We start from the raw sequence: 11,883 nt of genomic DNA, 5'->3' as shown, positions 1-11,883 counted from the left end.
AGCGGGGGGGCGTGTTCATGAGGGCGGATCCGTTAGGGGTCAGCGCATGCACAGGGCGCGCCAGACCAGGCGGGGCACATCGGCAGCGCCCACCCGGGGGCGCTGTTGCCAGCTGCGGTGCTGCAGGGCCGCGATCTTGTCGAGGATGAGCAGGCCGCCCTGAATCACCAGCCGCAACTCCCAGCCGGCGCGTCCCGGGATGCGCCGGGCGAGTGGCGCTCCCTGCTGCATGAGGGCTCGTGCCTGGGCGCAGAGGGCGGCGACCGCCTGCGCCATGCGCACCTGGGTGGCGGCATCGGGGCTGGCGCCGGCGTCGAAGGCTTCTCGCGGCAGGCCGTGGCGCTGCAGCAGGTCGGTGGGCAGGTAGTGGCGCTGGCGCGGCAGGTCCACGCTGATGTCCTGCCAGAAGTTGATGAGTTGCAGCGCGCTGCAGATCTGGTCGCTCCGGGCGAGCGAGGGGGCATCGTTCACGCCATAGAGGTGCAGCAGCAGCCGGCCCACCGGGTTGGCCGAGAGGCGGCAATAGTCCAGCAGCTCGGTGGTGTCGGCGTAGTGGTGCCCCGCAGCGGTGTGGCGCACGTCCTGTTCGAAGGCGCAGATCAGGTCGTGCAGCAGATTTGCCGGCAGGTTGTGCTGTTGGATCGCCTCGCGCAGCGGCGCGAAAACGCCATTCCATCGGGCGGTGAGGGGCTGGCCCCTGGTGAGGCTCGCCTGCAGGGCCTGCCGGTAGGCGCCCAGATCGACGAGGCGCTGCGTGGCATCGGCGTTGCCTTCGTCGGCAATGTCGTCGGCCGTGCGGGCGAAGTGGTAGATGGCCATCACGGCGGGGCGCAGGGCGGGCGGGCACAGCAGGGAGGCGACCGGGAAGTTCTCGTAGTGCCTCACGCCGGCAGACAGCGGCGCAGCGCCCGGGAGGGGCGCGGTGGTGGTTTCGGCGGTCTGGGGCAGATGGGTCATGGGCGCTCGGCCGGGTGGCGTTTCAGGGCGGGTGTCAGGCCTGCCAGTGTCGGTGGACACCAAAGGTCCGCATTGTGCAGAGTGTCGGCTGCTCCGGGCGCCCCGACGTCCCTCGATTGAACTACAATTTTGGTTACTAACCAGTCAGTCATTAACTCGGGCACATCGGACCATCGAATTTGGTGCACCAGTTTTTAAGCATTTCCACGCCTGATTTCAACGGAACTTTGCAACGTCATGAAAACACCGCATTTTGTCTTTGCCATGACCGCCGTGCTGGCACTGGCCGCCTGCTCGCGGCCGGAAGCGCCCCAGGAGCCGATCCGCTCGGTCAAGCTGATCACCGTCGCGGCCACGGGCGTGGGCGCGCAGAGCGAGTACGCTGGCGAGGTGCGGGCACGCGTCGAGTCGCGGCTGGGCTTTCGGGTCGGGGGCAAGCTGCTGCAGCGCCCGGCCGAGGTGGGTCAGCGTGTGAAACCGGGGCAGTTGCTGGCGCAACTGGATGCGAACGACCTGGCCCTGGCCAGCCAGGCCGCACAGGCGCAGGTGAGCGCGGCGCAGACCCAGCGCAACCTGGCCGCGGCCGACCTGAAGCGTTTCACTGACCTGAAGGCCCAGGGCTTTGTGAGCGGGGCTGAAATCGAGCGCCGCCAGGCCACGCTGCAGGCCGCCGAAGCCAGCCTGCGCCAGGCCCAGGCGCAGGGCGCGGTGCAGGGCAACCAGGCCGCTTACACCCGCTTGCTGGCCGACGCGGCCGGCGTGGTGCTGGCCGTGGAGGCCGAGGTGGGCCAGGTGGTGGCCGCGGGCACGCCGGTGGTGCGCCTGGCGCGCGATGGCGCCCGCGATGTGGTGTTTGCCGTGCCGGAAGACCGGCTGGCGCAGTTGCGCGTGGGCCAGCCGGCGCAGGTGCGCCTCTGGGCGGCGGCCACGGGTGCACCCGGCAACGGAGCCCCGCTCGGGGGCGTGGTGCGTGAGGTGGCCGCGAGCGCCGATGCGGCCACACGCACCTACCAGGTCAAGCTGTCTCTGCCGGACGGGGCTGCGGTGCCCCTGGGCGCGACCGCCTATGTGACGCTGGCCGCGCCGGAAGGCGCGGGGCCTGCGATGATCCAGCTGCCCACCAGCGCGCTGATGGCTTCGGTCTCGGGCGAGCCGAATGGCAGCGCGGTCTGGGTGTTCGACGCAGCGAGCCAGACGGTGCAGCCACGCCCGGTGGTGGTGGCGGGGGCCAATGGCAACCTGATCGTGATCGCCGAGGGCCTGAAGCCGGGTGAAGAGGTGGTGGCTGCGGGCACGCATGTGCTCTCGCCGGGGCAGAAGGTGACGCGTTTCGCCGCGCCCGCCGCGCAGTGAGGACGGCATGAGCGAACACCATCCGAACACCACCGACGGGGCCCGCTCCTGGGTCTCGCGATTCAACCTCTCGCAGTGGGCGCTGGACCACCAGGCCTTCACGCGCTACCTGATGATCGTGCTGATGCTGCTGGGCGTGGCGGCTTACTTTCAGCTCGGTCAGGACGAAGACCCGCCGTTCACCTTCCGCGCCATGGTGGTGCGGGCCTACTGGCCCGGTGCCACGGCGCAGCAGATGGCCGAGCAGGTGTCCGACCGGATCGAAAAGACCCTGCAGGAGGTGCCTTACGCCGACAAGATCCGCAGCTATTCCAAACCGGGAGAGTCGGTGGTGCTGTTCCAGGTCAAGGACTCGTCGCCGCCGGACGAGGTGCCCCAGATCTGGTACACGACACGCAAGAAGATCGGCGACATGCGCAGCACGTTGCCGCAGGGTGTGGTCGGGCCGTTCTTCAACGACGAGTTCGGCGATGTCTTCGGTGTCATCTACGCGCTGCAGGGCGAGGGCTTTTCGCCCGCCGATCTGAAGCAGGTGGCCGACGACGTGCGCCAGCGCCTGCTGCGCGTGAAAGACGTGAACAAGGTCGAGCTGTTTGGCGTGCAGGATGAAAAGCTGTACGTCGAGATCTCGCAGAAGCGCCTGGCGGTGCTGGGTCTGGACATGCCCCAGGTGCTGGCGGCGCTGGGTCAGCAGAACGCGGTCGAATCGGCAGGCGCGGTGCAGGCGCCGGGCGACGCGGTGCAAGTGCGGGTGGGGGGTGCGTTCAACTCGTCGGAACAGCTGCGCGCCATGCCGATCCGCGCCGCCAATGGCACACAACTGCGGCTGGGCGACATCGCCGACATCCACCTGGGTTATGCGGATCCGGTGCAGGTGAAGGTGCGCCACAACGGGGAAGACAGCATCGCGCTGGGCATCTCCATGGCCAAGGGCGGCGACATCATCGCGCTGGGCGAGGCCCTGAAAGGCGCGGTGATCGACATTGAGGCGCACCTGCCCGCCGGCATGAAGCTGGTGCAGGTGCAGGACCAGCCGACCGCGGTGGCGCGCTCGGTGAGCGAATTCGTCAAGGTGCTGATCGAGGCGGTGGTGATCGTGCTCGCGGTGAGCTTCCTGGCGCTCGGTCTGCACAAGCGCCCGGGCGGCCGTGGCCTGCGCCGCTATGTGCTGGACGTGCGGCCCGGGCTGGTGGTGTTCATCACCATCCCGCTGGTGCTGGCCATCACCTTCCTGGCCATGCAGTACTGGGGCATCGGCCTGCACAAGATCTCGCTCGGTTCGCTCATCATCGCGCTGGGCCTGCTGGTGGACGACGCGATCATCGCGGTGGAAATGATGGTGCGCAAGCTCGAAGAGGGCTACACCATGATGAAGGCGGCGACCTTCACCTGGGACGCCACCGCCATGCCCATGCTCACCGGCACCCTGATCACCGCGGCCGGTTTCCTGCCCATCGGCATGGCGAACTCCACGGTGGGGGAATACACCTACGCCATCTTTGCGGTCACGGTGATCGCGCTGGTGCTGTCGTGGATCGTGGCGGTGATGTTCGTGCCCTACCTGGGTGTGAGGCTGCTCAAGGTCAAGCCCCATGTGGGCCCGGCACATGAAGTGTTTGACGGTCCGTTCTATGTGCGCTTTCGCGCGCTGGTCAACTGGTGCGTACAGCACCGCTGGATCACCATCGGCCTGACCATCGCGACCTTTGTGCTCGGCATGGTGGGTATGGGCAAGGTGCAGCAGCAGTTCTTCCCCGATTCGAGCCGGCCCGAGATCCTGATGGACGTGTGGCTGCCCGAGGGCAGCAGCATCACGGCCATGGACGAGGTGAGCCAGCGGCTGGAGAACCGTCTGGCGCGCGAGACCGGTGTGACCAGCGTGACCAGCTGGGTGGGCTCGGGTGTGCCGCGTTTCTACCTGCCGATCGACCAGATCTTTCCGCAGTCCAACGTGTCGCAATTGATCGTGTTGCCCCAGGATCTCGCCACCCGCGAAACGCTGCGCAAGAAGCTGCCGGCCCTGCTGGCCACGGAGTTTCCCGAGGTGCGCGGGCGCGTGAAACTGCTGGCCAACGGGCCCCCGGTGCCTTACCCGGTGCAGTTCCGCGTCGTCGGGCCCGATCCGGCGGTGCTGCGCGGTCTGGCCGACGAGGTGAAGGCCGCGATGCGCCAGAGCCCGAACACGCGCGGCGTGAACGACAACTGGAACGAGTCGGTCAAGGTGTTGCGCCTGGAGGTGGACCAGGCCAAGGCGCGCGCGCTCGGCGTGAGCAGCCAGTCCATTGCGCAGGCCTCGCGCACCAACCTCACGGGCAGCACCGTGGGCCAGTACCGCGACGGTGACAAGCTGATCGACATCGTGTTGCGCCAGCCGCTGGACGAGCGCAATTCCCTCTCTGCCCTGGGCAACGGCTACCTGCCCACCGCCAGCGGCAAGAGCATCCCGCTGCTGCAGATCGCCCGGCCGGTTCCGGGCTGGGAGCCGGGTGTGATCTGGCGTGAAAACCGCGACTACGCGATCACCGTTCAGAGCGATGTGGTCGAGGGCCTGCAGGGCGCCACCGTCACCGCCGAGCTGCAGCCGGCCCTGAAGGCGATCAGCGACAGCTGGGCCGGCCGCGGTCTGGCGGGTTACCAGGTGCAGGTGGCCGGTGCGGTGGAGGAGAGCAGCAAGGGTTCGTCGTCGATCGCCGCCGGCATCCCCATCATGCTGTTCATCACCTTCACGCTGCTGATGCTGCAGTTGCAGAGTTTCAGCCGCTCACTGCTGGTGTTCCTGACCGGCCCGCTGGGCCTGGCGGGTGTGGCTGGCGCGCTGCTGCTGCTGAACCGGCCGTTCGGTTTTGTCGCGCTGCTGGGCGTGATCGCGCTCATGGGCATGATCCAGCGCAACTCGGTGATCCTGATTGACCAGATCGAGCAGGACCGTGCGCGTGGCGTGCCGGCCTGGGACGCGATCGTCGAAGCGGCTGTGCGCCGCATGCGGCCCATCGTGCTCACCGCTGCGGCGGCCGTGCTGGCCATGATCCCGCTCTCGCGCAGCGTGTTCTGGGGGCCGATGGCCGTGGCCATCATGGGCGGCCTGATCGTGGCCACCGTGCTCACGCTGCTGGCGCTGCCGGCCATGTACGCGGCCTGGTTCCGGGTGAAACGGGAACCGCAGGCCGTTTGACCGGTCCGGTGCACTGCAGCGGCTACAATTTAGGGTTGCCGTGAAGCGGAGAAACCTGAGCACGGGGCTGTGATTGCCCTCTGCGCAGGACCTCTTTGAAGGCGCGCGGGTGGCGAAATTGGTAGACGCACCAGGTTTAGGTCCTGACGCCAGCAATGGTGTGGGGGTTCGAGTCCCCCCCCGCGCACCACCTTTCAGACGAACAGATTTTTACCGGTTGGCCAGAGTGGCTGGTTGACCGACACCCTTTTGGAGAAAGCCATGACCGTGACTGTTGAAACCCTGGAAAAGCTCGAGCGCAAGATCACGCTCACGTTGCCGGCCGACGTGATCCAGAACGAGGTGACCAAGCGCCTCAAGGACGTGGCTCGCAAGGTCAAGATGGATGGCTTCCGTCCCGGCAAAGTGCCCATGAGCGTGGTGGCCCAGCAGTACGGCTACTCGGTTCACTACGAAGTCATGAACGACAAGGTCGGTGAGGCTTTCGCCACCGCCGCCAACGAAGCCAAGCTGCGCGTCGCCGGTCAGCCCAAGATCACCGAAAAAGAAGAATCGCCCGAAGGCCAGCTGGCTTTTGACGCCGTTTTCGAGGTGTATCCCGAAGTCAAGATCGAAGACCTGTCCACCGCTGAAGTCGAAAAAATCTCGGCCGAAGTGGACGACGCCGCCATCGACCGCACGCTGGACATCCTGCGCAAGCAGCGCCGCACCTTCGCGCAACGCGCGCAGGACCAGGCCGCAGCCGACGGTGACCGCGTCACCATCGACTTCGCCGGCAAGATCGACGGCGAAGCCTTTGAAGGCGGCAAGGCCGAAGGCTTCCAGTTCATCGTCGGCGACGGCCAGATGCTCAAGGAATTTGAAGACGCCGTGCGCGGCATGAAGTCCGGTGAGTCCAAGACCTTCCCGCTGGCCTTCCCCGAGGATTACCACGGCAAGGACGTTGCCGGCAAGACCGCCGATTTTCTGGTCACGGTCAACAAGATCGAAGCCGCCCACCTGCCCGACGTGGACGAAGCCCTGGCCAAGTCGCTCGGCATCGCCGAAGGCACGGTCGAAGGCCTGCGCGCCGACATCAAGAAAAACCTGGAGCGCGAAGTCAAGCACCGCCTGCAGGCCCGCAACAAGCAGGCCGCGATGGACGCCCTGGCCGCCAAGGCCGAGCTGGATCTGCCGAAGTCGGTGGTGCAAGCCGAACTCGACCGCTTGGTCGAAGGCGCCCGTGCCGACCTCAAGCAGCGCGGTGTGAAAGACGCCGACAAGGCGCCGATCCCCGACGACCTGTTCCGTCCCCAGGCCGAGCGCCGCGTGCGCCTGGGCCTGGTGGTGGCCGAGCTGGTGCGCGCCAACGAACTGCACGCCACGTCCGAACAGATCAAGGCCCACATCGACGAACTGGCCGCTTCCTACGAAAAGCCGGCCGACGTTGTGCGCTGGTACACCAGCGACAACCGCCGCATGGCCGAAGTGGAAGCCATCGTGATCGAAAACAACGTGACCGAGTTCGTGCTGTCCAAGGCCAAGATCAATCAAAAGTCGATCAGCTTCGAAGAGCTGATGGGTCAAGCCTGATCTTTTGCACACAGCGGCCCGGTGTTCGGGCCGCTTGCGGCATCGGTCGGGGCCTGCGGTCGCGCGGGATTCGGAAGGGCGGAGCAATCCGCCCTTTTTTGTTCCCCGACGCTTGCCTTTTTCAACAGGCACGCCATATGCATGCTTCGGCCATAGCCGCAACCCTGTGGCGGCTTTGGCAGGTTGGTTACAGTAGTGGCATGTTATGCATCAACACATGGAGAAACGCATGAGCGCAATGGACATTCAGGGCCTGGGCATGGTGCCCATGGTGATCGAGACCTCGGGCCGCGGCGAGCGCGCCTACGACATCTACTCGCGCCTGCTCCGGGAGCGGGTGATCTTTCTGGTGGGCGAGGTCAATGACCATTCGGCCAACCTGGTGGTCGCTCAGCTGCTGTTTCTGGAAAGTGAAAATCCGGACAAGGACATTTCCTTCTACATCAACTCGCCCGGCGGTTCGGTGAGCGCCGGCATGGCGATCTTCGACACGATGAACTTCATCAAGCCCGACGTGTCGACCCTGTGCTGCGGCTTCGCCGCCAGCATGGGTGCGTTCCTGTTGGCCGCAGGGACCAAGGGAAAGCGCTTCTCGCTGCCCAACTCCAAGATCATGATCCACCAGCCTTCGGGTGGCAGCCGCGGTCAGGCGACCGAGATCGAGATCCAGGCCCGCGAGATTCTCAAGACCCGCGAGCAGCTGAACAAGATCCTGGCCGAGCGCACCGGCCAGCCTCTGGACCGCATCGCGCGCGACACGGAACGCGACTACTACATGTCGGCCGCCGAATCGGCCGAATATGGCCTGATCGACAAGGTCATCGAAAAGCGTGGGGCTATTGCAGCTTGACGCTATGGACCGATGGGTGCTTCGTGTGGCGCCCATCGGTCCAGAACCTCGCCAAACTGCCCGATTCGTGCCAAAAGAGGCGCTTTTTCGGCATTTGGTACATCGCAGGCTTGAACTATCATTGTTCCCGTTGCACTCCTCTCCGTCTATCTGAACTCCCAATCTCATGGCCGACAAAAAAGCCGTCTCCGGTGAAAAAGCGCTCTACTGCTCGTTTTGTGGCAAGAGCCAGCACGAGGTCAAGAAGCTGATCGCGGGGCCCTCGGTGTTCATCTGCGACGAGTGCATCGAGCTGTGCAACGACATCATCCGGGACGAACTGCCGGGACTGGAGTCTGTCAAGGCGTCCGGCGATGACGTGCCCACGCCCGCCGAACTGAAGGGCAATCTGGACAGCTACGTGATCGGTCAGGAAGGGGCCAAGCGGGCGCTGGCGGTGGCGGTGTACAACCACTACAAGCGCCTGCGCCACAAACTGACGGCGCGCAAGGACGAGGTGGAACTGGCCAAGAGCAACATCCTGCTGATCGGTCCCACGGGGTCCGGCAAGACCTTGCTGGCCCAGACCATGGCGCGCATGCTCAACGTGCCGTTTGTCATGGCCGACGCCACCACACTGACCGAAGCCGGTTACGTGGGTGAAGACGTTGAAAACATCGTGGCCAAGTTGCTGCAAAGCTGCAACTACGATGTCGAGCGTGCCCAGCAAGGCATCGTCTACATCGACGAGATCGACAAGATCACCCGCAAGTCTGACAACCCGTCCATCACGCGCGACGTGTCGGGCGAAGGTGTGCAGCAGGCGCTGCTCAAGCTGATCGAAGGAACGATGGCTTCGGTGCCGCCCCAGGGCGGCCGCAAGCACCCGAACCAGGATTTCCTGCAGGTCGACACGACCAACATCCTGTTCATCTGCGGCGGCGCGTTTGCCGGGCTGGAAAAGATCATTGAAAACCGCACCGAAGCGTCCGGTATGGGGTTCAATGCCGTCGTCAAGAGCAAGAAGCAGCGCAGCCTGACCGAATCTTTCAAGGAAATCGAGCCTGAGGATCTGATCAAGTTCGGCCTGATCCCCGAGCTCGTGGGGCGCGTGCCGGTGATTGCCGCGCTGTCCGAGCTCAGCGAAGATGCCTTGGTCGAAATCCTGACCGAACCCAAGAACGCCGTGGTCAAGCAGTTCGCGCGCTTGTTGTCCATGGAAGGCGCGGAGCTGGAAGTCCGTCCTGCTGCCCTCAAAGCCATCGCCCGCAAAGCGCTGGCGCGCAAGACCGGCGCGCGCGGCCTGCGCTCGATACTGGAAAACGCGCTGATCGACACCATGTTCGATCTGCCAGGCATGAGCAACGTGGAGAAAGTCGTGGTGGACGAGTCCACCATCGAAGAGAACAAGCCTCCGCTGCTGGTCTACCGCGAAGCGGCCAAACAGGCCTGATCGGTAGCGGGCATGCGTGAGTGAATGCATGCCAAGTTGATGATGCACACGGTGTTGACCGCTCGCATCTGCCCAAGACCATTTTGTTGAGGTTGAGAAATGTCCGGACAAACCCCTTTGCCCAGCACGCCGGTTGACCTGCCACTGCTGCCCTTGCGCGACGTGGTGGTGTTCCCGCACATGGTGATCCCGCTGTTCGTGGGTCGCCCGAAAAGCATCAAGGCGCTGGAATCCGCCATGGAAGCGGAGCGCCGCATCATGCTGGTGGCCCAGAAAGCCGCGGCCAAGGACGAACCCTCCACGGAGGACATGTTCGAGATGGGTTGCGTCGCCACCATCCTGCAGATGCTGAAACTGCCCGATGGCACCGTGAAGGTGCTGGTGGAGGGCGTTCAGCGCGCCAAGGTGTTGTCGATCACCGATGGCGAGACCCACTTTGTCGCCAGCGTCAACCCGGTGGACCCCGCGATCGAGCGCGCCGATATCCTGTCGACCGAACTCGAAGCGCTACGCCGTGCCGTGATGCAGCAGTTTGATCAGTACGTCAAACTGAACAAGAAGATCCCGTCGGAAATCCTGACTTCGATCTCCAGCATCGACGATCCGGGTCGCCTGGCCGACACCATTGCCGCCCACCTGCCGCTCAAGCTGGAATCCAAGCAGGTCGTGCTGGATCTGGACCTGGTCAACAAGCGCCTGGAAAACCTGTTCGAACAGCTCGAACGCGAAGTCGACATCCTCAACGTCGACAAGAAGATCCGTGGTCGGGTCAAGCGCCAGATGGAAAAGAACCAGCGCGACTTCTACCTGAACGAACAGGTCAAGGCGATCCAGAAGGAACTGGGCGAAGGCGAAGAGGGCGCCGACATCGAAGAGATCGAGAAGAAGATCAAGGCCGCCAAGATGCCCGCCGAGGCGCGCAAGAAGGCCGATGCCGAGTTCAAGAAGCTCAAGCTGATGTCGCCCATGTCGGCCGAAGCCACCGTGGTGCGCAACTACATCGATGCGCTGGTGGCCCTGCCCTGGAGCAAAAAGACCAAGATCAAGCACGACCTGGCGCACGCCGAAGCCGTGCTCAACGAAGACCACTACGGCCTCGACAAGGTCAAGGACCGCATCCTCGAATACCTCGCGGTCCAGCAGCGCGTTGACAAGGTCAAGGCGCCGATCTTGTGCCTGGTCGGTCCGCCCGGCGTGGGCAAGACCTCGCTCGGCCAGTCGGTGGCCAAGGCCACTGGCCGCAAATACGTTCGCATGGCCCTGGGGGGCATGCGCGATGAAGCCGAGATCCGTGGTCACCGCCGCACCTACATCGGCGCCATGCCGGGCAAGGTGCTGCAAAGCCTGTCCAAGATCGGTACGCGCAATCCGCTGTTCCTGCTCGACGAAATCGACAAGCTGGGTACCGACTTCCGCGGCGATCCGTCGAGCGCCTTGCTCGAGGTGCTGGACCCGGAGCAGAACCACACCTTTGGCGACCATTACGTCGAAGTCGATTTTGACCTGTCCGACGTGATGTTCGTCGCCACGTCGAACTCGATGAACATCCCTCCAGCCCTGTTGGACCGGATGGAAGTGATTCGTCTCTCGGGCTACACCGAAGAGGAAAAGGTCAATATCGCGATCCGCTACCTGTTGCCGAAACAGCTGAAGAACAACGGCATTCGCGAAGGCGAGATGGTGGTGAAGGACGACGCTGTGCGCGACATCGTGCGTTACTACACCCGCGAAGCCGGTGTGCGCTCACTGGAGCGTGAGCTCTCCAAAATCTGCCGCAAGGTGGTGAAGGGTCTGCTGCTCAAAAAGTACACGCCCACCGTGGTGGTGGATGCGGAAAACCTCAGCGAATTCCTGGGGGTGCGCAAGTACAACTACGGGCGAGCCGAAGCGCAGAACCAAGTGGGTCAGGTCGTGGGTCTGGCGTGGACCGAGGTCGGTGGCGATCTGCTGACCATCGAGGTGGCGATCATGCCCGGCAAGGGCGTGATCACGCGGACCGGTTCGCTGGGTGACGTGATGAAGGAGTCGGTGGAGGCGGCGCGCACGGTGGTTCGCAGCCGTGCCCGCTCACTCGGCATCAAGGACGAACAGTTCGACAAGCGCGACATCCATATCCACGTGCCCGACGGCGCCACGCCCAAGGATGGACCGAGCGCCGGTGCGGCCATGACCACGGCGCTGGTGTCCTCGCTCACAGGCATCCCGGTGCGTGCCGACGTGGCCATGACCGGAGAGATCACCTTGCGTGGTGAAGTCACCGCGATCGGTGGGTTGAAGGAAAAGCTCCTGGCGGCTTTGCGTGGTGGCATCAAGACCGTGATCATTCCCGAAGAAAACGTGAAGGATCTGGCCGAGATTCCCGACAATGTGAAGCAGGGTCTGGAGATCGTGCCGGTCAAATGGATCGACAAGGTGCTTGCCATTGCGCTGGAGCGCCAGCCAGTTCCGCTGACCGACGAGGAGGTCGCGGCGCAGGTGGCCGCAGCCTCCGTCCGTCCGGCGGCACCCGCACCCGATGCCGTGAAACATTGAGTCAAAAAATTTGTG

General features: G+C 64.4%; 7 protein-coding genes and 1 tRNA gene. 7 read left to right on the top strand and 1 reads right to left on the bottom strand.

Annotation, left to right across the window (positions count from 1 at the left end; all coding sequences use genetic code 11):
• Window positions 1-39: 39 nt before the first annotated feature.
• Window positions 40-957 (bottom strand): squalene synthase HpnC, encoded by a 918-nt coding sequence (hpnC, locus tag F3K02_RS08775; RefSeq protein WP_177135171.1) that lies wholly within the window; start codon window positions 955-957, stop codon window positions 40-42.
• Window positions 958-1,194: 237 nt separating this feature from the next.
• Here hpnC and F3K02_RS08770 point away from each other — a divergent pair, with 237 nt between their 5' ends.
• The 7 genes from F3K02_RS08770 to lon all read left to right on the top strand — a co-directional run bounded on the left by F3K02_RS08770 (window position 1,195) and on the right by lon (window position 11,868).
• Window positions 1,195-2,310 (top strand): efflux RND transporter periplasmic adaptor subunit, encoded by a 1,116-nt coding sequence (locus F3K02_RS08770; RefSeq protein ID WP_177135169.1) that lies wholly within the window; start codon window positions 1,195-1,197, stop codon window positions 2,308-2,310.
• A 7-nt stretch (window positions 2,311-2,317) separates the two neighbouring features.
• Window positions 2,318-5,482 carry an efflux RND transporter permease subunit gene (locus F3K02_RS08765; RefSeq protein WP_177135167.1) on the top strand — a complete coding sequence of 1,055 codons (3,165 nt, stop codon included), beginning with the start codon at window positions 2,318-2,320 and terminating at the stop codon, window positions 5,480-5,482.
• A 103-nt stretch (window positions 5,483-5,585) separates the two neighbouring features.
• A tRNA-Leu gene (locus tag F3K02_RS08760) sits at window positions 5,586-5,672 on the top strand.
• Between the two features lie 71 nt (window positions 5,673-5,743).
• Window positions 5,744-7,054, top strand: a complete 1,311-nt coding sequence (gene tig, locus F3K02_RS08755) for a trigger factor (RefSeq protein ID WP_177135165.1) — start codon at window positions 5,744-5,746, stop codon at window positions 7,052-7,054.
• A 229-nt stretch (window positions 7,055-7,283) separates the two neighbouring features.
• Entirely contained in the window at window positions 7,284-7,904 is a 621-nt protein-coding gene (clpP, locus tag F3K02_RS08750; RefSeq protein ID WP_281362737.1) for an ATP-dependent Clp endopeptidase proteolytic subunit ClpP, read from the top strand.
• A gap of 166 nt (window positions 7,905-8,070) precedes the next feature.
• Window positions 8,071-9,336, top strand: a complete 1,266-nt coding sequence (gene clpX, locus F3K02_RS08745) for an ATP-dependent Clp protease ATP-binding subunit ClpX (RefSeq protein ID WP_177135163.1) — start codon at window positions 8,071-8,073, stop codon at window positions 9,334-9,336.
• 99 nt (window positions 9,337-9,435) lie between these two features.
• Complete coding sequence (gene lon, locus F3K02_RS08740; protein ID WP_177135161.1) at window positions 9,436-11,868, top strand: endopeptidase La; 2,433 nt, start codon at window positions 9,436-9,438, stop codon at window positions 11,866-11,868.
• Window positions 11,869-11,883: the final 15 nt, after the last annotated feature.

The organism is Hydrogenophaga aromaticivorans, assembly GCF_013387465.1.
Taxonomy (GTDB): domain Bacteria; phylum Pseudomonadota; class Gammaproteobacteria; order Burkholderiales; family Burkholderiaceae_C; genus Hydrogenophaga; species Hydrogenophaga aromaticivorans.
Note: the sequence above shows the minus strand (reverse complement) of the source record. Positions and strands in the feature narration are given on the sequence as shown.

What these genes read in the sequence shown, in the direction of transcription:
- clpX (WP_177135163.1), top strand. Translation starts at nt 8,071, where the DNA reads ATGGCCGACAAAAAAGCCGTCTCCGGTGAAAAAGCGCTCTACTGCTCG.
- F3K02_RS08770 (WP_177135169.1), top strand. Translation starts at nt 1,195, where the DNA reads ATGAAAACACCGCATTTTGTCTTTGCCATGACCGCCGTGCTGGCACTG.
- lon (WP_177135161.1), top strand. Translation starts at nt 9,436, where the DNA reads ATGTCCGGACAAACCCCTTTGCCCAGCACGCCGGTTGACCTGCCACTG.
- tig (WP_177135165.1), top strand. Translation starts at nt 5,744, where the DNA reads ATGACCGTGACTGTTGAAACCCTGGAAAAGCTCGAGCGCAAGATCACG.
- hpnC (WP_177135171.1), bottom strand. Translation starts at nt 957, where the DNA reads ATGACCCATCTGCCCCAGACCGCCGAAACCACCACCGCGCCCCTCCCG.
- F3K02_RS08765 (WP_177135167.1), top strand. Translation starts at nt 2,318, where the DNA reads ATGAGCGAACACCATCCGAACACCACCGACGGGGCCCGCTCCTGGGTC.
- clpP (WP_281362737.1), top strand. Translation starts at nt 7,284, where the DNA reads ATGAGCGCAATGGACATTCAGGGCCTGGGCATGGTGCCCATGGTGATC.